Source organism: Rhizobium sp. 22-785-1, assembly GCF_053521965.1.
Window position 1 is genome coordinate 647839 of the sequence record NZ_JBNWDI010000001.1, and the last position, 26680, is coordinate 674518.

At 58.9% G+C, this 26680-nt stretch carries 19 protein-coding genes; 7 read left to right on the forward strand and 12 right to left on the reverse strand.

What is annotated here, in order from left to right; all coding sequences use genetic code 11:
* Window positions 1–113: 113 nt before the first annotated feature.
* The 4 genes from rpoD to ACQZ5M_RS03075 all read right to left on the reverse strand — a co-directional run bounded on the left by rpoD (window position 114) and on the right by ACQZ5M_RS03075 (window position 5548).
* Window positions 114–2168 carry an RNA polymerase sigma factor RpoD gene (rpoD, locus tag ACQZ5M_RS03060; protein WP_296016278.1) on the reverse strand — a complete coding sequence of 685 codons (2055 nt, stop codon included), beginning with the start codon at window positions 2166–2168 and terminating at the stop codon, window positions 114–116.
* Window positions 2169–2418: 250 nt separating this feature from the next.
* Window positions 2419–2622, reverse strand: coding sequence for a hypothetical protein (locus ACQZ5M_RS03065; protein ID WP_449079050.1), 204 nt, complete (start codon window positions 2620–2622; stop codon window positions 2419–2421).
* Complete coding sequence (gene dnaG, locus ACQZ5M_RS03070; RefSeq protein ID WP_449079051.1) at window positions 2609–4594, reverse strand: DNA primase; 1986 nt, start codon at window positions 4592–4594, stop codon at window positions 2609–2611. The genes ACQZ5M_RS03065 and dnaG overlap by 14 nt, the downstream gene beginning before the upstream one ends.
* A 501-nt stretch (window positions 4595–5095) precedes the next feature.
* Window positions 5096–5548, reverse strand: a complete 453-nt coding sequence (locus tag ACQZ5M_RS03075) for a GatB/YqeY domain-containing protein (RefSeq protein WP_296016272.1) — start codon at window positions 5546–5548, stop codon at window positions 5096–5098.
* A gap of 327 nt (window positions 5549–5875) precedes the next feature.
* Between ACQZ5M_RS03075 and carA the strand changes: the two genes are divergently transcribed.
* Window positions 5876–7081, forward strand: coding sequence for a glutamine-hydrolyzing carbamoyl-phosphate synthase small subunit (gene carA, locus ACQZ5M_RS03080; RefSeq protein WP_296041585.1), 1206 nt, complete (start codon window positions 5876–5878; stop codon window positions 7079–7081).
* A 38-nt stretch (window positions 7082–7119) separates the two neighbouring features.
* On the opposite strand, the gene ACQZ5M_RS03085 is transcribed toward carA, so the two are convergent.
* Window positions 7120–8520 carry an MATE family efflux transporter gene (locus ACQZ5M_RS03085; protein ID WP_449079052.1) on the reverse strand — a complete coding sequence of 467 codons (1401 nt, stop codon included), beginning with the start codon at window positions 8518–8520 and terminating at the stop codon, window positions 7120–7122.
* A gap of 193 nt (window positions 8521–8713) precedes the next feature.
* Between ACQZ5M_RS03085 and ACQZ5M_RS03090 the strand changes: the two genes are divergently transcribed.
* A complete protein-coding gene (locus tag ACQZ5M_RS03090) occupies window positions 8714–9193 on the forward strand; it encodes a DUF2938 domain-containing protein (protein ID WP_449079053.1) in 480 nt (159 codons plus the stop codon).
* 251 nt (window positions 9194–9444) lie between these two features.
* Here the strand turns inward: ACQZ5M_RS03090 and ACQZ5M_RS03095 are convergent, their stop codons facing one another.
* Window positions 9445–10380: a LysR family transcriptional regulator gene (locus tag ACQZ5M_RS03095; protein WP_449079054.1), complete on the reverse strand. Its 936-nt coding sequence runs from the start codon at window positions 10378–10380 to the stop codon at window positions 9445–9447.
* Between the two features lie 121 nt (window positions 10381–10501).
* Between ACQZ5M_RS03095 and ACQZ5M_RS03100 the strand changes: the two genes are divergently transcribed.
* A complete protein-coding gene (locus ACQZ5M_RS03100) occupies window positions 10502–12085 on the forward strand; it encodes a proton-conducting transporter transmembrane domain-containing protein (protein WP_296078255.1) in 1584 nt (527 codons plus the stop codon).
* Between the two features lie 4 nt (window positions 12086–12089).
* Window positions 12090–14504: a YbcC family protein gene (locus tag ACQZ5M_RS03105; protein WP_449079055.1), complete on the forward strand. Its 2415-nt coding sequence runs from the start codon at window positions 12090–12092 to the stop codon at window positions 14502–14504.
* Between the two features lie 134 nt (window positions 14505–14638).
* Here the strand turns inward: ACQZ5M_RS03105 and ypfJ are convergent, their stop codons facing one another.
* Together ypfJ and ACQZ5M_RS03115 are read right to left on the reverse strand one after the other, a co-directional pair.
* A complete protein-coding gene (gene ypfJ / locus ACQZ5M_RS03110; RefSeq protein WP_296078259.1) occupies window positions 14639–15541 on the reverse strand; it encodes a KPN_02809 family neutral zinc metallopeptidase in 903 nt (300 codons plus the stop codon).
* A 74-nt stretch (window positions 15542–15615) separates the two neighbouring features.
* Complete coding sequence (locus tag ACQZ5M_RS03115) at window positions 15616–16284, reverse strand: glutathione S-transferase (RefSeq protein ID WP_296078261.1); 669 nt, start codon at window positions 16282–16284, stop codon at window positions 15616–15618.
* Window positions 16285–16543: 259 nt separating this feature from the next.
* Here ACQZ5M_RS03115 and carB point away from each other — a divergent pair, with 259 nt between their 5' ends.
* Window positions 16544–20029: a carbamoyl-phosphate synthase large subunit gene (gene carB, locus ACQZ5M_RS03120; protein WP_449079056.1), complete on the forward strand. Its 3486-nt coding sequence runs from the start codon at window positions 16544–16546 to the stop codon at window positions 20027–20029.
* Window positions 20030–20106: 77 nt separating this feature from the next.
* Here carB and ACQZ5M_RS03125 read toward each other — a convergent pair whose 3' ends face one another.
* The 3 genes from ACQZ5M_RS03125 to ACQZ5M_RS03135 form a co-directional block, all read right to left on the reverse strand.
* Window positions 20107–20892, reverse strand: coding sequence for a YfdX family protein (locus ACQZ5M_RS03125; RefSeq protein ID WP_296073728.1), 786 nt, complete (start codon window positions 20890–20892; stop codon window positions 20107–20109).
* A gap of 199 nt (window positions 20893–21091) precedes the next feature.
* Complete coding sequence (locus tag ACQZ5M_RS03130; RefSeq protein WP_449079184.1) at window positions 21092–22543, reverse strand: UdgX family uracil-DNA binding protein; 1452 nt, start codon at window positions 22541–22543, stop codon at window positions 21092–21094.
* Window positions 22543–23775 carry a putative DNA modification/repair radical SAM protein gene (locus ACQZ5M_RS03135; protein ID WP_062440378.1) on the reverse strand — a complete coding sequence of 411 codons (1233 nt, stop codon included), beginning with the start codon at window positions 23773–23775 and terminating at the stop codon, window positions 22543–22545. Before ACQZ5M_RS03135 ends, ACQZ5M_RS03130 begins: the two co-directional genes overlap by 1 nt.
* A gap of 221 nt (window positions 23776–23996) precedes the next feature.
* On the opposite strand from ACQZ5M_RS03135, the gene greA reads away from it, so the two are divergent.
* Together greA and ACQZ5M_RS03145 are read left to right on the forward strand one after the other, a co-directional pair.
* On the forward strand, window positions 23997–24473 hold the full coding sequence (gene greA, locus ACQZ5M_RS03140; RefSeq protein WP_062426441.1) for a transcription elongation factor GreA: 477 nt from the start codon (window positions 23997–23999) through the stop codon (window positions 24471–24473).
* Between the two features lie 31 nt (window positions 24474–24504).
* Window positions 24505–25554: a glycosyltransferase family 4 protein gene (locus ACQZ5M_RS03145; protein ID WP_296073679.1), complete on the forward strand. Its 1050-nt coding sequence runs from the start codon at window positions 24505–24507 to the stop codon at window positions 25552–25554.
* Window positions 25555–25630: 76 nt separating this feature from the next.
* On the opposite strand, the gene ACQZ5M_RS03150 is transcribed toward ACQZ5M_RS03145, so the two are convergent.
* A complete protein-coding gene (locus ACQZ5M_RS03150) occupies window positions 25631–26674 on the reverse strand; it encodes a glycosyltransferase (protein WP_449079057.1) in 1044 nt (347 codons plus the stop codon).
* Between the last annotated feature and the right edge of the window lie 6 nt (window positions 26675–26680).

Genomic DNA, 26680 nt, shown 5'->3' on the forward strand with positions numbered 1-26680 from the left:
ATATTGATCCCAAGGATTTTATTGGCAGTTCCGGCATGAAAACCGAAAACCTCAAGAAAGCAAAAAACCCGGCCATCGTCTGACCGGGTTTTGAAATTTTGGCGGCAGGCCGATCAACTGTCGAGGAACGAGCGCAGCTTGCGCGAACGGCTCGGGTGCTTCAGCTTGCGCAGCGCCTTGGCTTCGATCTGACGGATACGTTCGCGCGTTACCGAGAACTGCTGTCCAACTTCTTCCAGCGTGTGGTCGGTGTTCATGCCGATACCGAAGCGCATGCGGAGCACGCGCTCTTCGCGTGGCGTCAGCGATGCCAGAACGCGGGTCGTCGTTTCGCGCAGGTTTGCCTGAATGGCAGCGTCGATCGGTAGAAGCGCGTTCTTGTCCTCGATGAAGTCACCGAGATGCGAATCCTCTTCATCACCGACCGGCGTTTCGAGAGAAATCGGCTCCTTGGCAATCTTCAGGACCTTGCGGACCTTTTCGAGCGGCATGGCCAGCTTTTCAGCCAGCTCTTCCGGCGTCGGTTCGCGACCGATTTCATGCAGCATCTGGCGCGATGTACGAACGATCTTGTTGATCGTTTCGATCATATGCACTGGAATACGGATCGTGCGCGCTTGGTCGGCAATCGAGCGGGTGATCGCCTGACGAATCCACCACGTCGCATAGGTCGAGAACTTGTAGCCGCGACGATACTCGAACTTGTCTACCGCCTTCATCAGGCCGATATTGCCTTCCTGAATGAGATCGAGGAACTGCAAACCGCGGTTGGTGTACTTCTTGGCAATCGAGATCACCAGACGAAGGTTGGCTTCCACCATTTCCTTCTTGGCGATACGTGCTTCGCGCTCACCCTTCTGCACCATCGAAACGATGCGGCGGAATTCGGCGATCGAAATACCGGTTTCCTGTGCCAGATTCTGAATTTCCTGGCGTATATCGCGGATCGTGTTGTTCTCTTCGCGCGCAAATTCCTTCCAGCCCTTGGCTGCAAGGTTGGCAATGGACTTCATCCAGTTCGGATCGAGTTCCGCGCCGTGATACTGCTCCAGGAAGCTGTCGCGCTTCACGCCGTAGGATTCGGCAAGACGCAACAGACGGCCTTCGTTCTGCATCAGACGCTTGGAAATGTCGTAGAGCTGCTCGACAAGGCTGTCGATGCGGTTCTGATTCAGCGACAGCGACTTCACCGCCGTGATCAGTTGATCCTTCAGCTCCTTGTAGCGACGCTCCTGACCGGTGGACAACGTACCCGTGCAGGCAAGACGCGCCTCGACCTGCTGATCCTGAAGCTTGCGCAGCTTCTTGTAGGTATCGGCAATCGTGTCGAGCGTTTCCATGACCTGCGGACGCAGTTCCGCTTCCATAGCGGCAAGAGACAGGTTCGACTCGTCGTCGTCCTCTTCTTCCTCTTCCGGCGGCAAGCCTTCGCCGCCGACATTGGTCACGTCGTCGTCACCGCCCGGGTTACGCGCGCGGCGGGTCTTTTCCTTTTCTTCGGCAGCCTTGCGGTCAGCCTCGATCTTTTCCGGGCTCTGGAACTGCGGCGCGGCCTTGGCCTCAGGACCGGAATAGGTAGTTTCAAGATCGATGATCTCGCGCAGCAGCGTCGTGCCTTCGTTGAGTTCGTCGCGCCAGATGATCAGCGCCTGGAACGTCAAAGGGCTCTCGCACAGGCCCGAGATCATGGTCTCGCGGCCGGCCTCGATGCGCTTGGCAATGGCAATTTCGCCTTCGCGCGACAGAAGCTCTACTGAGCCCATTTCGCGCAGATACATGCGCACCGGGTCGTCGGTTCGGTCTGTCGGTTCTTTCTTCTTGGCGGTCGCAACAGCCGTGCCGCTGGAAGGCGCAAGTTCGCCACCTTCGGACTCGTCACTGTCGGAATCGTCGCCGTCGGCCTCGGGGGAAGCTTCCTCGGCGTCCTCGTCTTCCACAACGTTGATGCCCATCTCGCTGAGCATCGCCATGATGTCTTCGATGCGATCGGGATCGACCTGATCGGACGGCAGAACTTCGTTCAGCTCATCCATGGTGACGTAGCCGCGCTTCTTGGCGGCCTTGATCATTTTCTTGACCGCGTCATCCGAAAGATCGAGAAGCGGCCCATCCGTCGCGCCATCGCGTTCGTTTTCAGCTTCTTCGTTTTCTTTGACTTTGGTTGCCATCTATCTCGTCGCTTTCCCTGACGCTACTATCCGCCTCGGGCCAACGCCCTCCACCTCATAAAGGTTTCCGGCAGCAGCCCCGAATCACGTCAAACACCTAACGGAATGATCTTTAATTGCCGATTAAACGCGGCACATGCCGGTGGAACCTCAAGACATTGCATCCGGAAATACATGCTCATGCAGTTTCGATCCGCCAAGGTCCATTCCACCTTACTTTTCCTGAAATGGTGATTCCCGCTATTTCCCGTTACGTCAAGCCTTTCCGGCCAGACCTAGGGTTAAAAACCGAAAAAGCCGTCATAGCGGCAACATTTTGCGGGCCTTCACCAACGTATCCTCTATTTAGGGCAATAATCTCAAAAGGCAAGCCTGAGCGCGTCGAAACAGAAAAACCATGCCGCGCAAAACGTTGCAGAATTTCCAGATGAAGACCGGCGTCATCCATGACCATAGGCAGGGCCCTTAACCCTGCCCGACATCACGCCGAACCCATCGATGATCGCTTCCTGATTCTCCATGCGCCCGATCTCGAGCTGCACTTCGGAAAGCGCCCGCATCAAAAGACCGACGCGCTCTCCATCCCCCGCCTCCGTTGCCTCGGCGATCTCTCGCTCCAGATCGATCTTCTGCCAACGCAATGCCTTGGTACGTTTGTGCAGCGATAGCGCCTGAATATAGCCTTCTCGCGCATCCTCGGGCGCTGCCTGCTCAGTCGCTGTCCAGAGCCTTGCATTCCGCACCTGCTGGTTCATCGCCTTCACCAGCGCCCCGAAACCTTGAGCGTCCATCCGCTCCATCAGCCCGTCGCGAGACAGGTCAGCGGCGTTTTCTGCCGCATAGGTCAAGACCTGAGACCACAGCCGCTGAAGATCACGGTTTTCATAATCGATGGCGGCAATCTCGTCATACTCCTCAAGCAACAGCTGCGGATGATTGACGATGGTCAGCGCCAGCACACTTTCACGAAGGGCGGGCGTTGCGAGATAGCCCTTGACGAGACCGGACTGACTGAGCCGATCGGAAATCCCCCCACTATTACCGGATGAGGCGTTCCCCTGACCGCGTTGTCCATTTCTCCCATGAGCGGGAGCCCCGCGCCCGAAATTGCGGTTCGGCATCGTGTTGCCGCCGCGTTGAAACTGCGGCTGGAAGAATGCATTCAGCCGGTCACGCATATCCTGCTGATAGAAACGGCGCACACTTTCGTCGCCGATGACCGAAACGATCTGGCGAAGACGGTTTTCCAGTTCGGCGCGTTTTTCCGGCGTATCGAAAGCGGTGGACGCGGTTTCACGGCTCCAGATCATCGAGGCCAGTGGCTTTGCTTCTGAAAGCACGCGGTCGAAAGGCGCCCTGCCCTCATGGCGCACCAGATCGTCCGGATCCTTGCCGTCGGGCAGCAGCGCGAAACTTACTGAACGACCGGGTTTGATATGCGGCAGCGCAAGATCGGCGGCACGGTTTGCAGCGCGAATACCCGCCCCGTCGCCATCGAAGCACAGAATCGGCTGCGACGACATTTTCCAGAGAAGTTCGAGCTGGTTTTCCGTCAACGCCGTTCCGAGCGGCGCAACCGCGTTCTCGACACCCGCCTGGTAGAGCGCAATCACATCCATATAGCCTTCGACTGCAATGACGGTACCGGCAGACTGCGTCGCTCGGCGCGCGCGGGCGAAATTGTAGAGGACGCTGCCCTTATGGAAGAGTTCGGTCTCGTTGGAGTTGAGATATTTCGCCAGCGCATCGGAGGCCATGGCGCGGCCACCGAAAGCGATGACCTTTTCACGCGCAGACAGGATCGGGAACATGATGCGGTCGCGGAAACGGTCGTAGGAAACCGGCACATTCTCATGCACGACGAGGCCGCAGGCCTCCATCTGCTCCTTCGTAATGCCCTTGGCCGCAAGATGCTCTTTCAGCGCGTTGCGACTATCAGGCGCATAGCCCAGCCGGAAGGTCTCGATGGTGCGTCCCGTCAGCCCGCGATCGCGCAGATAGGCGCGCGCTCTCGCGCCAACTGCCGTCTGCAACTGGTCCTGAAAAAACAGGGTCGCCATCTCCATGACGTCCTGAAGCGAGGCGCGCTCGCGCTCGCGTCGTTCGGCCTGCACGTCCGGCTGCGGCATCGCGACACCCGCCATGTCGGCAATTTGCTGCACAGCCTCGGGAAAAGCCATACCATCGAGGTCCGTCAGGAAGCGAAAGTGATCTCCCGACACCCCGCAGCCGAAGCAATGGTAGCGTCCTTTGCGATCTTCGCAGTGAAAGCTCGGGCTCTTCTCGCCATGAAAGGGGCAGCAGGCCCAAAAGTCGCCTTTCGACGCGTTGCTCTTCTTCCGGTCCCACGTCACGCGTTTGCCGATGACATCGGAGATGTTCACCCGGTCGCGTATCTCGTCGAGGAAGGAGTTTGAAAAGCGCATTTTACCTGAAATCTCTGTCGGCCATACGCCGATCTTCTATATAAGCCCGTAAGCAGTGAAATACCAAGCCTGCCGCACCCTCATGCCCGTTATTCACAGTCTACGGCAACAAAATCGGCCCGAAAATCGGATGCTGTTTTCGGAAAGCACGATGCGTAGTTTCAAAAAGGCAAAGCGTCCTTTTTGCGTTCGATGGTACGCACAGCGCTCTCCGACGCAGATCACCGCCTCTATCGAAACTTCGGGCAAAATTGCGGCAGAAACCATCGGCTCCAAATTACCTATTTGTAATTTGAAGAACCAGAAGACGCGTGGCACTCTCTGATCATCGACATGAGGTCGAGTGTTGAGAGTAAATTCGGAAGGCCAGGGCAACATCCCCCCACCGCTTGCCCTATAAGAGAACGCCCGTCCGCAGGCGTACCTTCCGGTAAAAGAAAGGCAGGGCACCCACATATGCCCTGCCTTTCTTATTTTTACACTCCGGCAAAGCTCGAAGGATTACTTCAGCAGTTCCTTGATCTGCGCGGATGCCTTGGCGAAATCGATACGGCCGGGATAGCGCTCCTTCAGAACCGCCATGACTTTGCCCATGTCGCGCAGGCCGGATGCCTCCGTCTCGGCAATCACGCCTTCGATGATGCCGCGAACCTCGGCCTCGGGAATTTCTTCCGGCATGAAGGACTTGATGATGGCGATCTCGTCGCGCTCCTGCTTGGCAAGCTCCTCACGCCCGGCCTTTTCGTAGATGGCGGAAGACTCCTCGCGCTGCTTGATCATCTTAGCGAGAATCTGCAGGATTTCCTCGTCCGACACGGGCTCCTTGCCGACGCCGCGATTGGCGATATCGCGATCCTTGATGGCCGTCTGCACCAGACGGATAGTCGAAAGGCGAAGGGCATCCTTGGCCTTCATGGCTTCTTTCAGGGCGCTTGCGAATGTATCGCGGATCATCTCTGTTTCTCCTTGGAAGAGCCGGGCCGGAAGATATTCCCAGCGCAGACCTTTCCTTAACAATTGTGCCGGTGACATAAACGAGCAGGCGCCAATCGGCAAACTGTTTGCTTAAGTGTTTGAGCAGGCTTGCTTTTAATTCCTGCGGATTCACCGGCCTCGCGGTTGACCGCACGGACCGCTTCCGTTATTTTCCGGCACCTGCACGAGAATTTAACGAAGGTTACGACGCGAAGGCTTTCGCGCGTCCTTACTCCGCGAGAAAACATGACCGCTTTCGTCCTGCCTTTCAAGAGGCGGGCCGGACCGGCAGAAACGGAAAACGAGATGACCGAGACAGCTCCCTGGACAACACGCAAACCGACCGCCATGCTCGTTCTTGCAGATGGCACCGTGATCGAGGGAACCGGTATCGGCGCAACAGGCAAGGTTCAGGCGGAAGTCTGCTTCAACACCGCGCTGACGGGCTATGAGGAAATCCTCACCGACCCGTCCTATCTCGGCCAGATCGTCACCTTCACCTTCCCGCATATTGGCAATATCGGCACCAACGACGAAGACATCGAAGACCTGACGCCGGCAGCACGCCACGGCGCGGTCGGCGTCATCTTCAAGGCCGACATCACCGATCCGTCGAACTACCGCGCCGCCAAGCATCTCGACGCCTGGCTGAAGAGCCGCGGCATCATCGGTCTCTGCGGCATCGACACCCGTGCGCTGACCGCATGGATCCGTGAGAACGGCGCACCGAACGCTGTCATCGCCCACGACCCGAACGGTGTCTTCGACATCGAAGCGCTGAAGGATGAAGCCAAGGCCTGGAGCGGTCTCGTCGGTCTCGACCTCGCTATCGAAGCGACGTCAGGCCAGTCCTCCGTCTGGAACGAAACGCCATGGGTCTGGGGCGAAGGTTACGGCACGCTCGGTGAGCAAGACGCCAAATACCATGTCGTTTGCGTCGACTTCGGCGTGAAGCGCAATATCCTGCGCCTCTTCGCCGGTCTGGATTGCAAGGTCACCGTCGTTCCGGCTCAGACCTCTGCTGAAGACATCATGGCACTGAAGCCGGATGGCGTCTTCCTCTCCAACGGCCCGGGAGATCCTGCGGCAACCGGCGCTTACGCCGTTCCGGTGATCCAGAACCTGATCAAGACCGAGCTGCCGATCTTCGGCATCTGCCTTGGCCACCAGATGCTCGGCCTTGCCGTTGGTGCCAAGACCGAGAAGATGCACCAGGGCCACCACGGCGCAAACCACCCGGTTAAGGACTTCACCACCGGCAAGGTGGAAATCGTTTCGATGAACCACGGCTTTGCAGTGGACGCGAAGTCTCTGCCGGAAGGCGTTGAAGAGACTCACACTTCGCTTTTCGACGGCACCAATTGCGGCCTGCGCATCACCGGCAAGCCGGTCTTCTCGGTGCAGCATCACCCGGAGGCGTCTCCTGGCCCGCAGGACAGCCACTACCTCTTCCGCCGTTTCGTCAATTTGCTGCGTGAGAAGAAGGGCGAACCGGCCCTCGCAGAGCGCTGATAAGATTCAAAGATCAGTTGAACTTATAACCGGCCCGCTTAACCGCGGGCCGTTTGCATTTCACGCTTCACCAACCGGTAGAAACGTGTGGTCAGCATGATCGCTGCTGCCGTCAGGCCGACGACAAATCCGGACCAGACCCCCACGCCACCGAAGCCGAGCGGGAACGCCATGGTCCAGGCAAGCGCAAAACCGATCGGCCAGTAGGAAATCAACGCCAGTATAGCCGGAATACGTGCATCCTTCAGGCCGCGTAGCAGACCCGCCGCCACTGCCTGGATGCCATCTACCAGCTGGAACAACCCCGCCATGATGATGAGCGAGCTCGCGTAAGCGAGAACCTGAGGCGCCTCCGGCAGATGTGCGTCAAGGAACAGACCGCCCAGCTTGCCGGGAATGGCTGCGAAGAGAATGCCACCGCTCAGCGCAATGACACAGGCAACGACGTAGATCGTAATCGCAGCGCGAATGAGGTTCGGGTAATCGCCGCGACCATGCGCGACACCAATCCGTACCGTCGCCGCCTGCGACAGTCCAAGCGGGATCATGAACGCAATCGATGCCAATTGCAGAGCGATGCCATGCGCCGCAAGCTCGATGGTGCCGATCTGACCCATGAGAATGGACGCTGCGGAAAACAGCATGGTTTCGGCCAATATGGTGATGCTGATCGGCAGACCGAGACGTAGCACCTCGCCAAGCGCATTCCAGTCTGGTTTCCAGAAACGGACGAACAGCTCGTATTGCCTGGTTTCGTCCCGCGTCTGGACGTAGAAGACAATGAAGATGAGGCTGAACGTATTGACGATGACGGCCACGATAGCAGCGCCATTCATACCCATGGCGGGCAATCCGAAGTGGCCGAGTACCAGAGCATAGGCAAGCACGCCGTTGAGCAACAGCATGGCAATGGTGGCGTAGAGAATGACGCTGGCACGACCGATCGCGCTGACGAGTCCGCGCATCACGTAAAACAACAACGCCGGAAGCAGGCCAAACTTGGAAATGGCGAGATAGTCGCCCGTCAGCTGTGCCACATTCGGGTTTTGCCCGAGTGCCAGCAGAATGCGCTCCGCATTGTAGAAGATGCCAAGCGCCAGGAACCAGTAGGCTATCGCCACCCACATGCCCATGCGCAGCGCTCGCCGCGCCGATGTCGCATCCCCCTGCCCGTAAGCATTGGCGACCATGGGAACGACGGCAACCGAGAAGCCCGTACCGAAGATGAAGACCACAAAGAAGAACTGGCCAGCCAGCACCATGGCGGCAAGCTTCTCCGCACCAAGCTGACCAACGATGATCATATCGGTGGTATGAATGCCAAGTTGCGCAAGTTGCGCCCCGATCAGCGGAATGCCCAATGCAAGCGTGGCACGGAAATGCGCCGCCCATGAACTGCCGCCCTGCGACACGTTCCCGACAACTTCCGACGAAGACATGATCTCACCCTCAAACTGAAACCGCTTCCAGAGGATGCTGGAAGCGGTCGCTCCAATGCATAAAAGACTTGGCTGACCTGCGCAAGAAAAAGGCGCCCTGTCTAAAAATGAAGCCTTTCTGCCTGCACCTGCCCTTGCCTCACACCCAGGCGCAAGACATGTTTTCGCAATCGAGATTCGGGAGGAACGACGAATGGGGGAAATTCTCTGGCGCGGCGTAGCGATGGGAATAGGCGGCACGGTTTTCATGGACATCTGGGCAATCGTCCTCCATCGTGCCTTCGGCCAACCCGCCGCGAACTGGGGACCCGTCGGTCGCTGGTTCTGGCACCTTCAGAAAGGCACAGTCTTCCACGACAGCATTGCAACCGCTGAGCCGCACGCCAATGAGGTGGCAATTGGCTGGATCGCTCATTATGCGGTCGGCATCCTCTACGGCGTTCTGCTTGCGCTCATTGTGCCGCCGGGCTGGTTTGCAGCGCCGACCTTCCTACTGCCCTTCATCGTGGGGATCGTCACCGTTGCCGCAGGCTGGTTCTTGCTTCAACCCGGCCTCGGCATCGGCTGGGCCGCTTCGAAGACCCCCAACCCCAACAAGGTGCGCGCACTGAACCTTGTCGCTCACACGATTTTCGCTCTCGGCATGTTCGTCACCGCACTGGCGATAGCATAAAGCGCCGTCGTTCTATCGGCACACACCGAACTCTCTGCTTTTTTGCATCGACGCCAGATGCTGTGGCGATCATGATGCGCAATAGGAGCGCTCCTGTCTCGATCAAGGAGGACCTCGCTTGTCACGTAAGACGAAGTCTGTGTTCGCAGTCATCGGGCTATCTGTGCTGGCTGCCTTGGTGCTGACCCTCGAGCTATTCAGCTCCATCAACAGACATATCGATGTCTGTGACGACCCGACCTCTGGCCGTTTCATTCATGACGAGACCTTGCGGGACCAGACGTGCCAGGATTGAGAGCCTCGGTCCGGTCATCCTCAACGCCTTGAAGAAGGGGCTTTAACAGCGGATTGGGAAACCGACGCTTGATGGTGACGGCGTAAAAGGATTCGACCATGCCCGGCAGCGCATCGAACTCGATGAGCGTTCCGGCTTCTAGTTCCCCCTTGACCACGATGGGAGGCAGAACGGCAAGCCCTGCTCCTTCTCGAGCCAGAAGACGCATCATAGCCATGTCATCCACCTCGGCGGCAATCTGCGGGATGAGACCCAGACGCGAAATCAAGGCCTCGAATTGGGAGCGAACGCCGCTCTCGAGCGTCGGCAGGATCACCGGATGTTCGGCCAGCAGATCAGCGAGGGTTGCTCCCGCCTTGCCCAAAGACGGTCTGCCAACGAGACTGACCCGTTGCTGATAGATGTGTTGCGCGATGAAGGGCGTAACGGAATCGGCCATCGGCGGCTGATTCAAGAGAACGATATCGAGGTTCAGCGTTTCCAGCGCGCGCAGAAGCTCGCTCGTACTGCCCGAACGGAGAATCATGTCGACATCCGAGCGCCCCATGATCGGGCGCAGGAACTCGATCTGGAAGTTGCGCGACAGCGTGGCCAGTGCGCCAATACGAATGGCACGGCGGCTTCGCCCCGTTTCCTTCAGCGTTTCGATCAGTTCTTCACCAGCGGCAAAGATCGTATCGGCACGGTCGAGCGCGATACGGCCCGCTTCGGTCAAGTAAAGCTGCCGCCCGCGCCGCTCGAACAGCGCGTGGCCCAACCGCTCCTCCAACTGCTTGATCTGGATGGACAATGCAGACTGCGACAGGTTCAACCGTTCGGCCGTGCGCGTCAGATTGCCGTCATGAGCGACAGCGCGAAAATAGCGAAGATGATGATAATTGAGATCAGACATCGTTCTATTTTATAGAACGTTACTGCAGAAACAATGAATTTTTATGCGATTCTGGTTCCTGCTACTCCGTTGCCCACTTATCCCTGCTCCTCCCAAGCAGCCCACCGAACGGAGAACTTTCGTGATCTACGCTCTACCGCTCCTCGCTCCGCTTTTTCTCGCCTACGCCTCGTATCGTGCTTTCAAGGCACCTGGTCTTCGGCCCCGTGCAGCGATCCGCGTCGCTGAACTTGCCGCCCTGGCGTCCATCGTCATTGCGCTCCTTTCAGGCCTTGTCCTCACGTTCCAGGGACCGGGCACCGGCCCGGCGATCGGCTACGGCTACGTCGCGCTCGCCTCGAGACTTGACCTTGTCAGCCTCACCATGCTCCTCCTCGTTTCCTTCATCGGATGGATCGTGCTGCGCTACGCAGGGACGTTTCTTGACGGCGAAGCCCGGCAAGGACCGTTCACTGGCTGGATGACGGCAACACTTGCGGCGGTTCTTCTGCTTGTTCAAGCCGGTACGTTACTGCAGCTCGTCGTCGGCTGGTGCGCGGCAAGTCTTCTGCTTCATCAGTTGCTGATCTTCTACCCCGAGCGAGTTGCGGCCACACGCGCAGCCCGCAAGAAGTTCTTCGTATCACGGCTGGGCGATGTCGCCCTGATGTTCGCTGTAATTCTGCTGGCCATCGCATTCAGGACCGGTGACATCGCCACCATTCTGATCAAAGCCCAGCAGGGACAGGGTATGCCGCTGACGATTGCCGCTGCAGCACTTCTGGCTGTTGCTGCCCTTTTGAAATCTGCGCAATTTCCAACCCATGGTTGGCTGACGGAAGTCATGGAAACGCCAACGCCGGTTTCTGCGCTCTTGCATGCGGGCGTCGTGAATGCCGGCGGCTTTCTCCTCATTCGCTTCGCCGATATCATGCTCCAGGCGCCAATCGTGCTTGCGGTTCTGGTGATGGTCGGCGGCTTCACCGCAATTTTCGGCAGCGTGGTCATGCTCACTCAGTCCGCGGTCAAGACGTCGCTTGCCTGGTCGACGGTCGCGCAAATGGGATTCATGATCCTGCAATGCGGCCTGGCGCTCTTCCCCATCGCGCTTCTGCACATCGTGGCGCATTCGCTCTACAAGGCGCATTCTTTCCTCTCCTCAGGTTCGGCCATAGAAACCGTCGCCTCCATCCGTCGCCCTGGCCCGATCACCATCCCCAACGCCAAGGCGGTCACCCGCGCCTTCCTTCTAGCTCTCGCGATCTATGCTGTGATTGGCCTCCTCTTCGGTTTCGGCGACAAACCGCCACAGTCACTTGCTCTCGGTGCGATCCTCATCTTCGGCGTCGCCTACCTCATCGCCCAGGGTCTTGCCGATGCCGCACCTTGGGCGCTGACCTGGCGGACGTCCCTCTACGCCGTCCTGGCCGCCACCGCCTACTTCGCCTTGCAGAAAATTGCGGAAGGGCTGATGCACGGCACGCTCCCGCCTCCGCCCCAGCCTGGTCCATTGGAATGGACGCTGATGCTGCTGGCCGTCATTACCTTCGGCCTTGTGGCGGTCGCCCAGTCGCTCTTTCCCCTCTGGGCCTATCATCCGGCGGCGGCAGGTCTGCGCGTACATCTCGCAAATGGGCTTTACGCCAACGCCCTCTTCGATCGCCTGCTTGGCGGCTGGAGACTTCCCGCATCTGCCTCTGCAACCTCGGCTTCCGTGAAGGAGTGAACTCATGACCGGCACCATCACTATCGACACACTGCACGGCGACACTCTCGCAAAGGCCGCAGCCGATGCCGTTAAAGCCATACCACCGGCCTGGCCTCTGACGGCGACCGTTGCCGTCAACCCTTTCCTTGGCCAGGTGGAGGATAGCTTCGACCAGACCGCGGCGCTGCTGGCCCGGATCGGCGGCGTGCGCCTTTCGCTCCCTCGCAAGCACTTTGCCGATAAACTCGCCAGAGGCGACATGACCGACGAGGACCTCCTCGCAGGGCTCAAGACAAGCTCTATCGCGAAGGACATCGACCTGGATGAAATCAAGGCCGCGCTGCTCAGTAATGCACCTACAGTTGCCGCGCTTCCAACAGTGGCCGATCTGGCTGGACGGACAAGCGACAAGGACTGGTCAGGCATCGTTTCGGATCGTATCGGTACTTTTGCAGCTGGCTTTTTCGATCAAGGCCAGGCGCTGTGGGCAGCGTCTCGTCGCAACGGGCTTTACGCCGCCTGGCGGGCCTTTGCCACGCACGATCTGACGCCGGAAATTCTAGGCCTGAAGGACTTCGGCACCCATGTGGCCGATACGCCGGAAACGCCCCACGCGGCAATCGAGCGGGCAGCGGTTTCGCTCGGCCTTGGCGCAGAGCCGGGAACCTATTTCCATCAACTGCTGCTCACTCTTGGCGGCTGGGCGCAATTTGCCCGCCACATGCAGTTCAAGGCGGAGATCGACGGTGGTGAGGACACGACTGCGCTCGAACTCCTTGCTATCAGGCTGATTTTCGAAGAAGCGCTTTACCTGCGGCATAAGACAAACATCGAAAGCGAATGGCGCAATGTTCGCAAGGCTCATGTCGAACCGGTCACGCCCGGTCGCGACACGCTGATTGACAGCATCCTCCAAGCTGCTGCCGAACGGGCGGCAGAGCGCAAGCTCGCCGCTGTGCTTGCTACCCCTTGCGAGATCAAGGACGTAGACCAGCGCCCCATTCTCCAGGCAGCTTTCTGCATCGATGTACGTTCCGAAGTGTTGCGGCGCTCGCTCGAAACCATGGACGCCAGAATTCGCACGCTGGGCTTTGCCGGTTTCTTCGGTCTCGGCACAAGTCACCACGCTTTCGCGTCAGATACCGCCGAACACAGGCTTCCGGTCCTGCTGAAACCCTCGGTGTTCAGTTGCAGCGCCGTCGATGACGACAAGGGTGCAGATCAGAAAGCCCGCTTCGGTGCCCGTGGCATTCGCGCCTGGGGCAGGTTCAAGCTTGCCGCCGTTTCCTCCTTCGCCTTTGTCGAGGCGATGGGTCCGGTCTATGCCGGCAAGCTATTGCGCGACGGCCTGCGTTTGACCAAGGGCAACGCGCCGGACAAGGTCAAGCCTCGCTTCTCCCAGGATATCGATCTGGAAACGAGAGCTGCCATAGCCGAAAAGGTGCTGAAAGCCATGTCACTGACAGAAGGCTTCGCTCGCTTCGTGCTGATCTGCGGCCACGGCGCCAATGTCGTCAACAACCCCTATGCCAGCGCACTCCATTGCGGCGCCTGCGGCGGTCATGCGGGTGATGTCAATGCGCGGCTTCTGGCAGACCTGATCAACGACCGGGCTGTGCGCGACGCGCTGTCAGAAAAGGGTATCCACATTCCGGCCGATACCATCTTCATCGCCGGTCTGCACGATACTACCACCGACGGCGTGACGCTGTTCGAAGCCGATCTGGACAGCGACATCGCGCACAAGGATCTCGCGCAAATCCGCAAGTGGCTGACCGATGCAGGCCGTCTGACGAGAGCTAAGCGGGCAGAGCGTCTTCCGCGGGCAACGGGCAAGAATTTGACCGTTCGCGCCCGCGACTGGTCCGAAACAAGGCCTGAACTCGGGCTTGCGGGGTGCCGCGCCTTCATCGCCGCTCCCCGGTCACGCACAGCGGGTCGATCTCTGGAAGGCCAGGCCTTCCTGCACGATTATGTCTGGCAGAAGGACGAGGACTTCAAGATCCTCGAACTTATCCTGACCGCCCCCGTGGTCGTCGCAAGCTGGATCAGCCTGCAATATTTCGGCTCTGCGGTCGCACCATCCTTGTTCGGCGCAGGCAACAAGCTGCTGCACAATGTCGTCGGCGGCATCGGCGTTGTCGAAGGCAATGGCGGCAACTTGCGCGCCGGCCTTCCTTGGCAGTCTGTCCATGATGGCGAAAATCTCGTCCATGAGCCGCTACGGCTGACGGTGGCGGTCGAGGCCCCGAAGGAGGCGATCATCGACATTCTCCGGCGGCATCCGCAGGTCCAGGCACTTTTCGACAATGGCTGGGTTTCACTAGTCGTGATGGGCGAGAAAGGCCAGCTTGCCTGGCGCTACGAGACAGGTGGAAGCTGGGAGAATATGGGGAGTGGAGAGAACGAAACTTCATTTCAAAGGCTGGCGGGTTGACGGAACTATCCATCACGCCCGCGCCACCGTCATCCTCGCCTTTGAGGCGAGGATCCATTGGTCATTGATGACTGTCGAGAAAATACGATCCTCGCCTCACGGGCGAGGATTACAGAAAGAGCGTCGGACGACGATCAAATGTCAGCGGAGAACGTATCGCAGTCCTCGACCCGCCCACTCTCGAAGCCGCGGCGGAACCATTCGACGCGTTGCGCCGACGTGCCGTGGTTGAAGCTGTCGGGAACCACATAGCCCTGCGTCTTCTTCTGCAGCGTATCGTCACCGATCTGATGGGCGGCATTCAGCGCCTCTTCCAGATCGCCAGCTTCAAGAATGCCCTTCTGCTGCGTGGACTTGCCCCAGATTCCGGCATAGCAATCGGCCTGAAGTTCAACCTTCACCGAAAGAGCATTCGCCTGGCTCTCGCTCATGGATTGGCGGCGCTGGTTGAATTCAGGAAGCACGCCGGTGAGGTTCTGCACATGGTGGCCCACCTCGTGCGCTATTACATAGGCCTGGGCAAAATCGCCCGAAGCACCGAAGCGCTGCGAAAGCTCGCGGAAGAAGTCTGTGTCAAGATAGACCTTGCGATCCACCGGGCAATAGAACGGACCGGATGCGGATGTTGCGTTACCACAAGCGGAGCGCACCTGGCCTGAGAACAGCACGAGCGTCGGCTTTTGATAAGTCTCGCCGGAAGCCTGGAAGATCTTGCCCCAGGTATCTTCCGTTTCTGCCAGAATAGTTCGGACAAAGGCTGTGGTTTCGTCGCTAGACTGGCCTTGCGGGCGCGTGCCCGTCTGCTGCTGTTGCTGGCTACCGCTATCCGAATACATGTCGCCGCCCGACAGCAAAGTCAGCGGATTGATACCGAGTGCCCAGCTGATCAACAGGATGACGACGAGACCGCCAATCCCGATACCACCGCCCCGACCTCCGGTCGGCAAGCGGAAACTACCGCCACCGCCCATCCCGCCGGTGGACATGCCGCGTCTATCTTCGATGTTGTCCGACTGGCGGCGCCCTCTCCACTGCATGGCAATCTCCCCTTCAATATGCTTGCGCTAAACGCTAATTGCCGCAAAGCGTTCCCGCAAGAGGAGTGCCGGTGTCAGCTACGGGAGTAGCTGTAGGCCCCACCCTTAGCGAGGGCGCGTTGATAGGCAGGGCGTGCGCGGATGGCGTCAAGGAAGCGTCTGATCGCCGTCGTTTCACCCACGCCGTCCGCACGGCTCATGGCCGCCTCGACCGGAAAGCTCATGGCAATATCGGCGCCGGTCAACATGTCTGCGGCAAAATAACCTTGCCTTGAAAGCTCCGCCTCCCAGTAGGCCACATGGTCGATGAGTTGCGGATCGATGAGCTTTCCGGAGACTCCCTTGGAGATAAGCCCCGCCACAGGGCGTAGAAAAAACGGCATCTGGCTTGGCAGGCGTGAGAAGAGAAGCTTGAGCAGGAGCAGCGGCATTGCCGAGCCTTCGGCATAATGCAGCCAGTAAAGATAGCGACGGTAATCATCCGTGCCCCTCTCTGGCCGGAACCTGCCCTCGCCATAGGTGTCGAGGAGATACTCGATGATCGCGCCGCTTTCGGCATAGACCTTGCCACCATCTTCGATCACGGGTGACTTGCCCAGCGGATGCAACTGCTTCAGGCTCTTCGGCGCGCGCATGTCCGATCCGCGCTTATAGGTCCTCACCTCACAAGGCAACTCAAGTTCTTCCAGCAGCCAGAGAATGCGGTGTGCGCGCGAGTTTTCCAGGTAATGAACGATGATCATGTTTATCCTGCATCCGGTTGGAAGCGATGATTGAAGCGATTGATAAGGCTTACGGATGATGGGGCGCGAAGGATCACCCGGCCTGCTCCTTTTACGACAGGCGAACTTTCCTGTCGGAAAGCGAAGATTCGGGGTTCCGTTCGCCAAAACATTTGCCTATAAGCCGCTTCTAGCCTGAAAAGATTTGGAATTGCGCGCCCCGGCCGGTGAACCCTCACCATGGCCGTTTTTTGCGCAACACGAAAGCGGAACGAGAGCCATGCCAAAGCGCCAAGATATCAAATCCATCCTCATCATTGGCGCGGGACCGATCGTCATCGGTCAGGCATGCGAATTCGACTATTCCGGCACCCAGGCCTGTAAGGCGCTGAAGGAGGAAGGTTACCGGGTCATCCTGGTCAACTCCAACCCCGCCACCATCATGACGGACCCCGGCCTTGCGGACGCGACTTACGTCGAACCGATCACACCTGAAGTGGTTGCCAAGATTATCGCCAAGGAGCGCCCCGATGCGCTGCTGCCCACAATGGGCGGCCAGACGGCGCTCAACACCGCGCTGTCCCTGAAGCGTATGGGCGTGCTGGACCGCTACAATGTCGAGATGATCGGCGCCAAGCCAGAAGCGATCGACAAGGCCGAAGACCGCGCCCTCTTCCGTGAAGCTATGGCGAAGATCGGTCTCGAAACCCCGCGCTCGATGCTGGCCAACGCCACCGAGATCAAGGATGCCGACCGCAAGAAGCACGAAGCAGCCCGCGCAGAACTGAAGGGCAAGCTGTCCGGTGCCGAACTCGATAAGGCCCTCGACGAGCTGGAAAACCAGTGGAACCTCGGAGAGACCGACCGCAAGCAGCGCTACATGGCGCATGCCATGGCAATCGCCGCCCAAGCGATCGACCATGTCGGTCTCCCGGCCATCATTCGCCCGTCCTTTACGCTCGGCGGTACTGGCGGCGGCATTGCCTATAATCGTTCTGAGTTCTTCGATATCGTCTCCGGCGGTCTCGACGCCTCCCCAACCACCGAAGTTCTGGTCGAAGAGTCTGTTCTCGGCTGGAAGGAATATGAAATGGAAGTCGTCCGCGACAAGGCGGACAACTGCATCATTATCTGCTCCATCGAAAACATCGACCCGATGGGCGTCCACACCGGTGACTCCATCACCGTTGCACCGGCGCTGACGCTGACGGACAAAGAATACCAGATCATGCGCAACGCCTCGATTGCGGTTCTGCGCGAGATCGGCGTCGAAACCGGCGGCTCGAACGTGCAGTTCGCCGTCAACCCGAAGGATGGCCGCCTCGTCGTCATCGAAATGAACCCGCGCGTTTCGCGCTCCTCCGCGCTCGCCTCCAAGGCAACCGGCTTCCCCATAGCCAAGGTCGCGGCCAAGCTTGCCATCGGCTACACGCTGGACGAGCTGGACAACGACATCACCGGCGGTGCAACGCCTGCGTCCTTCGAACCGTCTATCGACTATGTCGTGACGAAAATCCCGCGCTTCGCCTTCGAAAAATTCCCAGGCGCTTCGCCGATCCTCACCACCGCGATGAAGTCCGTCGGTGAAGTCATGGCAATTGGCCGTACATTTGCCGAATCGCTGCAGAAGGCTTTGCGCGGCATGGAAACCGGCCTCACCGGTCTTGATGAGATCGAAATCCCCGGTTACGAGGAAGGCGAAGGCTCCAAGAACGCCATCCGCGCTGCCATCGGCACGCCGACGCCGGATCGCCTGCGCATGGTGGCCCAGGCGCTGCGCATGGGCATGTCCGAAGCCGAAGTGCACGAGAACTCCAAGATCGACCCGTGGTTCATCGCCCAGTTCAAGGCGATCGTCGATATGGAAGCGCGTGTGCGCGAACACGGCCTGCCGACCGATGCCGAAAACCTGCGCATGCTGAAGGCCATGGGCTTCTCCGATGCCCGCCTCGCCTCGCTGACCGGCAAGCGCCCGAAAGAAGTGGCAGAGCTGCGCAACAGCCTGAACGTGCGCCCGGTCTTCAAGCGCATCGATACCTGTGCTGCCGAGTTCGCCTCTCCGACCGCCTACATGTACTCCACCTATGAGATGCCTTTCGTCGGCGCACTGCGCTCCGAAGCGCAGGTGTCCGACCGCAAGAAGGTCGTCATCCTCGGCGGTGGCCCGAACCGTATCGGCCAGGGCATCGAGTTCGATTATTGCTGCTGCCATGCCGCCTTCGCGCTGAAGGATGCTGGCTTTGAAGCCATCATGATCAACTGCAACCCGGAAACGGTATCGACCGACTACGACACCTCCGACCGCCTCTATTTCGAGCCGTTGACCGCCGAAGACGTGATCGAGATCATGCGCGCGGAGCAGGAAAAGGGCGAACTCGTCGGCGTCATCGTGCAGTTCGGTGGCCAGACCCCGCTGAAGCTTGCCGAAGCGCTGGAAAAGAACGGTATCCCTATCCTCGGCACCGCGCCGGACATGATCGACCTTGCTGAAGACCGCGACCGCTTCCAGAAGCTGCTGATGAAGCTCGATCTGGCGCAGCCGAACAACGGTATCGCCTACTCGGTCGAACAGGCACGTCTCGTCGCCTCCGAAATCGGCTTCCCGCTCGTCGTTCGCCCGTCCTACGTTCTGGGTGGCCGCGCCATGCAGATCATCCATTCGGAAGGCCAGTTGCAGACATACCTGCTCGACACCGTTCCAGGCCTCGTGCCGGAAGACATCAAGCAGCGCTACCCGAACGACAAGACCGGTCAGATCAACACGCTGCTCGGCAAGAACCCCCTGCTTTTCGACAGCTACCTGACGAACGCCGTTGAAGTGGACGTGGATGCGCTGTGCGACGGCGAAAGCGTCTTCGTCTCCGGCATCATGGAACACATCGAAGAAGCTGGCATCCACTCGGGCGACTCCGCCTGCTCGCTGCCTGCCCGTTCGCTGTCTGCCGAAACGCTGGACGAACTGGAACGCCAGACGGCAGCCCTTGCCAAGGCGCTGAAGGTCGGCGGTCTGATGAACGTGCAATACGCCATCAAGGACGGCACCATCTACGTTCTGGAAGTCAACCCGCGCGCGTCGCGTACCGTGCCCTTCGTTGCCAAGACCATCGGCGCGCCGATTGCCAAGATCGCAGCCCGCGTCATGGCGGGTGAGAAGCTCGATCAGGCAATTGCTGCCTACGGCGAAAAGCCAGATCCGCGCAACCTGAAGCACATCGCCGTAAAGGAAGCCGTCTTCCCGTTCGCCCGCTTCCCTGGCGTCGATATCCTGCTCGGACCGGAAATGCGCTCCACCGGCGAAGTCATCGGTCTCGATACCGATTTCGCGCTGGCCTTTGCCAAGTCACAGCTGGGCGCTGGCGTCGATCTCCCCCGCTCTGGCACGGTCTTCGTCTCGGTCCGCGATCAGGACAAGGAAGGCGTTCTGCCCGCCATTCGCATTCTGGTGGAAGCAGGCTTCAAGGTCCTGGCAACCGGCGGTACGCAGCGTTTCCTCGCCGAACAGGGCATCGCAGCCGAGAAGATCAACAAGGTGCAGGAAGGTCGCCCGCACATTGAGGATGGCATTCGCAACCGTCAGGTCCAGCTGGTCATCAACACCACCGACAGCAACAAGGCGATCTCCGACTCCAAGTCGCTACGCCGCGCAACGCTGATGCAGAAAGTGCCCTATTACACCACCATGGCCGGTGCGGAAGCTGCAGCCCTTGCCATCAAGGCGCTGAAGGCCGGCAACCTCGAAGTGAAGCCGCTGCAAAGCTACTTCTGAGAAACGACATAGCGTTCCAAAACAAAGGCCTCCCCCAAACGGGGAGGCCATTTTCGTTGCAGTATGTGGAAGGGCGATTAGCCCTTTGGAGCAGCAGTCTTGTCCGTCGATGGGGTAACTGCTGCGGCATTGGCAGGCTTTTCTGCCTTTGCCTTGTAAGGCTGACCATAGATATCGACGATGTTGAGCATCGCGTTATCCGTTACGTCCTTCAGCGCCGCATTGGCCTCATAGAACTTGCCCTGGTTGATCAGGTCGGCAGCCTTGCCAACATCGGTGACCGTCTGGTCGAGCGGTAGGGCGGCGGTGATGAACTCGACATCGACATCCGCGACAGCGAGCTTTTCAAGCGCACCCTGGCGATCGGAGGTCTTCAGGCTCTTATTCGCTTCGGTGATGGCCGCAACTTTCTCAGGCGTTGCCTTGAAGTCTTCACCGAGCGTCAACTGCGAGTCGACTGGCAACCACTGGATGGGCGTTGCAGACGGGGCCTTTATGTCGGCCTTCGCGTCGGCGGCGGTCGGTGCCTTGGTCGGCTTCGTCAGATCCGCTTCAGCCTTCATGAAGACTGCTTCGTCCTTGGAGGCCTTCCGCAGCTCGTCCTTCGCCTTGTTGATGAAGGTCTTAGCCTCATCCGGCTTCGCGTTGAAGATTGCCAGGCGTGTTGCCTGAATATCGGCCAAGGCCTGTGCGCCGTCCTGGGAGAGACGACCAACATCTTTGTCGATGGCCTTATTCGGAACAACAGCGCCCTTGGTTTCCGTCTGCGCTGCAGTTGTCGATGCAGCTTCGGCAGTATAAGCAATTCCGCCGAGCATAGTACCGGCAACAAGAATAACAGCAATGTTACGGCGAATAAACATGATGCAAATCCTTTTATAATCCCTACACACAACATCCTAACCACCTTTGGATGTTGATGCTGATTAAACTCCCAAAAACGGAAATAGTCGCATTACAATTACTTCATGAACGGCTTTTAATGCTTAGAAACAGCGCATTTTCGAAAAGGGCGAACTGTTCTACTGCGGCAGTAAGGACCAAACGCGGGGACGCTTCACCTCACGCTTCGGACAATCGCCGCACGGCGCGCAAGTCTTCGACGAAGAGCGCCCTCTCCTGCGCCTGACGTGCCGGGTCGGGAATTCTAAGCAGGTAGGATGGATGCACCGTGGCAAAGAGGATGCGTGAATTCTCCATGGGGATGGGCCGGCTGCGAACGCTCGAAAGCGTCTCTTTCATCCCCGTCAAAGCGTAAACCGCCGTCGCCCCCATCGCGACGATGAGCTTGGGCTGAACGAGATCGATCTCCCGGGTCAACCACCAACGGCAACGCTCAACCTCACCGGCATTGGGTCGTTGGTGAATGCGTTTCTTGCCCCGCGCCTCATATTTGAAATGCTTGACCGCGTTCGTCACATAGAGCGATTGACGCTCGATCCCCGTTTCCCCCAAGACCTGATCGAACACCCTGCCCGCTGGACCGATAAAGGGTCGCCCGGCCAAATCCTCATGATCTCCCGGCTGCTCACCAACGACCATCGCCTGCGCCTTCTCAGGCCCCTCGCCGAAGACGGTTTGCGTCGCGGCACAATGCAGCGGGCACATCTGACAGCTTTGTGCTTCACGCTTCACGCCAGCGAGAGTATTTGCATCCGGTAGCACTTCCTGTGGCTTGGCTGCGGCCGCCGCCTGGATGCGATGGTGAAACATCTGCGGCTCGGTCGCAGCCTTGGCCGCCATGCCAAGCACGCGCGCCTCCGCGCCGATGACAAGTTCCGGGATGAGATCGGCCTCTGGCAGGTTCTTCCAATACTTCTTCGGCATTTCCGCCGTCATGGCTTTGATCTTCAACCGCGCCGGATTGAAGATATTGGCATAGTAGGTGCGCCATAACTCGTCCGTCTCGTCGGAAATATCCGGTCGTTCCGCTGGTTCGCGCGACGTCTCAAGCAACTGACCATTCCACCGTGCAGACCCTTTCGGAGTTGCGATCAGCCAATCCATGTCGTTGAAGCGACGCTGGAAGAACGGCGCCTTTCGCTCGACAATGAAATGATCTGGCTCGAACCACGCAATGAAGCAGCGCCGTGCTTGCGCGCCCTCGCCCGGCACTTCCTTGAAACGGACGAAGGCGGTCATCTTGTGGCTGTCGCGACGGACCGATTTCTCCATTTGACGGGCCGCTTGAACATCGGGATCGGCCTTGATCTGCAACAGCGCCCGGTCCTGCTGCAGCCGCCACAGGAGACGATACAGCAAAGAAAAGCGCGCCGGATCGCTGTGGCAGATGATGGCTTCCGCCAATGGCAGGAAGGCCGATGGAACCGTGATCTGCGCCGGCGTCTTCGCTACCGGTAGTGACGCCTGCTGCTCGAAATCAAGACGCGTGCCGCGGTCGCTCTTCAGGCGCCAATCCACATCGCTCGGTGCCACACTCGCCGTAAGAAGCGAACGCGCGGCGTCGCGCCATTCGCCAAAGTTGCCCCTGCCCTCCAGTTCGACCGCATACATCACAGCAACGACAACTGTTCCGGAGGCGGTGTGAACATGGCGCGCAGGTCGGGCCGCTCGGTCAACTTGCCCGGCGTCCAGCCATCAGCGACGACAAACGCCTTCACCTTTTTCAGCGATACGCCGAAGCGCGCCAGATCTTCCAAGCGCAGCCTCCGAAAGCGGCGCGAAGACAAGATGGAGTTTACCGTCTTCACGCCGAACCCAGGCACGCGCAGCAGCATCTCTCTCTCACCCGAATTGACATCGACAGGAAACTTTTGGCGGTTGCCGAGCGCCCAGGCGAGCTTGGGATCGATATCGAGATCGAGCATGCCGTTCTGTTGCGTCGAGGTAATCTCGCCGATGTCGAAGCCGTAGAATCGGTAGAGCCAATCGGCTTGATAGAGCCTGTGCTCGCGCATCAACGGCGGCTTGATGAGTGGCAGGTTTTTGGACGAATCGGGAATGGGGCTGAAGGCGGAGTAATAGACGCGCCGCAGGCCATAGCTTCCGTAAAGCCGCGCACTGGTCGAGAGAATTGTGCCGTCGTCGGCGCCGTCGGCACCGACAATCATCTGCGTGCTCTGTCCGGCCGGCGCAAAGGTCTTGACCCGCTTCGTCTTCAGCGTCGGCTCGCCCGCCTCCTCGATCTTCAAACGGATATCCGCCATGGAGCGACGAATATTGCCGGGCTGCTTTTCCGGCGCGAACTTGCCAATTCCGCTATCGGTCGGAAGTTCGATATTGATCGAGAGACGATCGGCATAAAGCCCCGCTTCTTCGATCAGATGCGGCGATGCTTCGGGGATGGACTTCAGGTGGATGTAACCCCGGAAGCCATGGGTGACGCGCAACTCCTTTGCCACGCGCACCAGCTCTTCCATCGTGTGGTCGGAAGAGCGAATAATGCCGGAAGAAAGGAACAGACCTTCGATATAATTTCGCCGGTAAAATTCCAGCGTCAGCCACACGACCTCTTCCACGGTAAAGCGTGCGCGTTCGACATTGCTCGACGAACGGTTGATGCAATAGGCGCAATCATAGATGCAGAAATTGGTCAGAAGAATCTTTAAAAGCGAGATACAACGACCATCCGGCGCATAGGCATGGCATATGCCAGAGCCCTCCGTCGACCCCAGCCCGCCGCTTTGCGCCGAGTTGCGTTTCGAGGTCCCGCTGGACGCGCAGGAGGCGTCATACTTCGCTGCATCTGAGAGAACTGCAAGCCGCTCTTTGATTGACTTCTTCATAGTATGTTCTCTATATGTTCCAGTGACGAAAGTCAAATCACAAGCGGAGCACGTTGAAAATGCTTGTTTTTTACGGGCCTTTTAATTTGCTGGCATTTCAGGATGCTCTTCTGATATAGTCCGACAAATTGTGATTTTGACATGGTTCCGAAGTTTTGCTCCGGAACCTGTTTCTTTTTGTGTCTGCGACTACCGCGGTGCGAATGTGAAGGAATAAAAAGATGGTAGAAAAAGTACCGATGACCCAGGGCGGTTACGTCAAGTTGCAGGAAGAACTTCGCTGGCGTCAGCAGGAAGAGCGCCCGCGCATCATCGAGGCGATCGCCGAAGCCCGCGCGCATGGCGACCTGTCGGAAAATGCCGAGTATCACGCCGCCAAGGAAGCGCAGAGCCACAATGAAGGCCGCATCTCCGAGCTCGAAGATCTGACTGCCCGCGCCGAGATCATCGATCTCTCCAAGATGTCCGGTTCCAAGATCAAGTTTGGCGCCACCGTCAAGCTCATCGATGAAGACACCGATGAAGAAAAGACCTACCAGATCGTTGGCGATCAGGAAGCTGACGTAAAGGAAGGTCGCATTTCGATTTCCTCCCCCATTGCTCGTGCCCTGATCGGCAAGGAAGTGGGTGACAGCATCGAAGTGAATGCGCCTGGCGGCTCGCGCGGCTACGAGATCCTGTCCGTCAACTGGAACTGAATCCCCCGCTCCTGTTGCGAGACTTCAAGACTTGCCCCATGTCGATCTGAGAGATGTCCGCGTCCTTGCGCCAAACTTCAAGCGCAGGCTCTCGGGCGTGACATCGACGATCATTCAGCTCGTGCCGGTGCAGAACCGGCTCGGGCAGAAGATCGCCGTGATCGGGCCCGGCCTGCCGGACAGCCTGCCCTTTGTTCGCTTTCGCGATCTCTGGCGGCTGTGGCAGAATGGTCCAGAGGGCAAGCCCCGCGTCTGGCATGCGCGGCGCAATATAGAAATGCTGCCGGCCATCATCATGCGCGACATCCTGCGCATGAAGCTGAAGATCGTCTTCACCTCCGCCTCGCAGCGCAAGCACACCGGCTGGACCAAATTTCTGATTTCCAGAATGGATGGCGTAATTGCCACCAATAGCCAGACGGCCTCCTATCTGGAGGTACCGAGCACGGTCATCATGCACGGCATCGACACCGATCGCTTTTCCCCGCCCGCCGATAAGGCTGAAGCAAAGGTCGCACGCGGCCTCGATCCTCAGCGCAAATATGTCGGCTGCTTCGGCCGCATACGGCACCAGAAAGGCACCGATCTTTTCGTTGACACGATGATCCGCGTTTTGCCAGACCATCCAGAGTGGTCGGCCATCGTTGCCGGACGCGCAACAGGTCCGCATGTGGATTTCGAGAATAGCTTAAAGGAAAGAGTGCGAGCCGCAGGTCTTGCCGACCGCATCCTCTTCGTCGGAGAGCATACCAACATCAACGAATGGTACCGCGCGCTTGACCTCTTCATCGCCCCCCAACGCTGGGAGGGATTTGGCCTCACCCCTCTGGAAGCCATGTCGACGGGTGTGCCCGTAATCGCAACGGATGTCGGCGCCTTTCCGGAATTGGTGCGCGAAGGCGAAACCGGCACCGTCATTGGCCGCGATAATCTTGATGCGATGGTTGAAGCGACCTCTGGCTTCCTGAGCGATACAGAGATGATGCAGCGAGGAAGTGCGGCTGCGCGCCAGACGACAGTGGAAAATTTCGCGCTTGAAGGCGAAGCCCGGTCTCTCGGTAATATCTATGCGCGCGTTTAGACAGCCGAATATCGCTTTTCCGATCGCAACACTGGACAGCGCCGTCCCAGCCTGAGCTGAAACAGCGCGACCGCCTTCATCGCCTGCCGCTACGCAATTCCTCGAAGAATTCCAGATATTGATCGACGATCCGCTCTGCGGAAAAGCGTGCGGCCAATTGCTCTCGCCCACCTTGAACCAGCTTCGCTCGAAGCTCGGGCGCCCCTTGCAGACGCAAGAGCGCCTGCGCCATACCCTCGACATCGTCGATCTCGGTGAAGAGAGCGCTTTCATCATGCGTCGCAGCCCAGGACGGCCCTTCGGTTTTGGTGGACACCACAGCCACTTCCGCCTTCCAGCCTTCGAGTAGCACGTTGCCAAGCGGCTCCTGTCGGCTCGGCACGCAGAACATATCCGCCGCCTTAATATAGGCCGCCGGCTCCGAAACCCAGCCGATGAAGCGGACGCGATCGGCAATCCCAAGCTCTTGCACCAACCGCTCCAGATCGGCTCTATCGGGGCCATCTCCAACCAGCCAGAGCCAGAGGTGAGGCGTCGCCGCGACCGCCCGCAGCAAGGTATCGAAACCCTTGGTCGGCACGAAGCGGCCAAGACCGCAAACCAGAGGAACATCGTCCGGCGTCGAAAAATCCGACCGCTTGACCACGGAAGTGCCAACCTCGCCCGGAAAATTGGATACAATCGTCGTCTTACCCTGCCAGCCGAGTGTACGGCAGTGTTCGATGACATTGGGCGCATTGCCGACGATAGCATCGGTGTTGCCGAAATAGCGGACGTGATGAGGATAATCGCCTAGACGCACAACGCGTATGGCATGACCGGTGTCCGGCATCAGCCGCGCCGTCGGCGCACGCCACCCCATCACCACATCGGCCGGCCACTGCTTCATCGAGCGCTTCAGCAACTGTGTGCGCAGCCACCAGTTGGGCCAGCGGCGAAGATAGTAGCCCTCATGCACCGTGCCCCGATCGTCAAGCTCGTGACGCCATGTCACGCCCGGCCGGATCGCGAATTGCTGATCTATGCCACGCTCGTGAAAAGCGCGGGTGAGGCGCAGGAAAAACTGCTCGGTGCCGCCATCCGTGCCGAATTGCAGGTGAAATATCCGCTTCACGCTCATCGTAAC

What these genes read in the sequence shown, in the direction of transcription:
- ACQZ5M_RS03150 (WP_449079057.1), bottom strand. Translation starts at nt 26,674, where the DNA reads ATGAGCGTGAAGCGGATATTTCACCTGCAATTCGGCACGGATGGCGGC.
- ACQZ5M_RS03135 (WP_062440378.1), bottom strand. Translation starts at nt 23,775, where the DNA reads ATGAAGAAGTCAATCAAAGAGCGGCTTGCAGTTCTCTCAGATGCAGCG.
- ACQZ5M_RS03125 (WP_296073728.1), bottom strand. Translation starts at nt 20,892, where the DNA reads ATGTTTATTCGCCGTAACATTGCTGTTATTCTTGTTGCCGGTACTATG.
- ACQZ5M_RS03095 (WP_449079054.1), bottom strand. Translation starts at nt 10,380, where the DNA reads ATGTCTGATCTCAATTATCATCATCTTCGCTATTTTCGCGCTGTCGCT.
- ACQZ5M_RS03085 (WP_449079052.1), bottom strand. Translation starts at nt 8,520, where the DNA reads ATGTCTTCGTCGGAAGTTGTCGGGAACGTGTCGCAGGGCGGCAGTTCA.
- ACQZ5M_RS03065 (WP_449079050.1), bottom strand. Translation starts at nt 2,622, where the DNA reads ATGGTCATGGATGACGCCGGTCTTCATCTGGAAATTCTGCAACGTTTT.
- greA (WP_062426441.1), top strand. Translation starts at nt 23,997, where the DNA reads ATGGTAGAAAAAGTACCGATGACCCAGGGCGGTTACGTCAAGTTGCAG.
- dnaG (WP_449079051.1), bottom strand. Translation starts at nt 4,594, where the DNA reads ATGCGCTTTTCAAACTCCTTCCTCGACGAGATACGCGACCGGGTGAAC.
- ACQZ5M_RS03115 (WP_296078261.1), bottom strand. Translation starts at nt 16,284, where the DNA reads ATGATCATCGTTCATTACCTGGAAAACTCGCGCGCACACCGCATTCTC.
- ACQZ5M_RS03090 (WP_449079053.1), top strand. Translation starts at nt 8,714, where the DNA reads ATGGGGGAAATTCTCTGGCGCGGCGTAGCGATGGGAATAGGCGGCACG.
- ACQZ5M_RS03130 (WP_449079184.1), bottom strand. Translation starts at nt 22,543, where the DNA reads ATGTATGCGGTCGAACTGGAGGGCAGGGGCAACTTTGGCGAATGGCGC.
- carB (WP_449079056.1), top strand. Translation starts at nt 16,544, where the DNA reads ATGCCAAAGCGCCAAGATATCAAATCCATCCTCATCATTGGCGCGGGA.
- ACQZ5M_RS03075 (WP_296016272.1), bottom strand. Translation starts at nt 5,548, where the DNA reads ATGATCCGCGATACATTCGCAAGCGCCCTGAAAGAAGCCATGAAGGCC.
- ACQZ5M_RS03105 (WP_449079055.1), top strand. Translation starts at nt 12,090, where the DNA reads ATGACCGGCACCATCACTATCGACACACTGCACGGCGACACTCTCGCA.
- rpoD (WP_296016278.1), bottom strand. Translation starts at nt 2,168, where the DNA reads ATGGCAACCAAAGTCAAAGAAAACGAAGAAGCTGAAAACGAACGCGAT.
- carA (WP_296041585.1), top strand. Translation starts at nt 5,876, where the DNA reads ATGACCGAGACAGCTCCCTGGACAACACGCAAACCGACCGCCATGCTC.
- ypfJ (WP_296078259.1), bottom strand. Translation starts at nt 15,541, where the DNA reads ATGCAGTGGAGAGGGCGCCGCCAGTCGGACAACATCGAAGATAGACGC.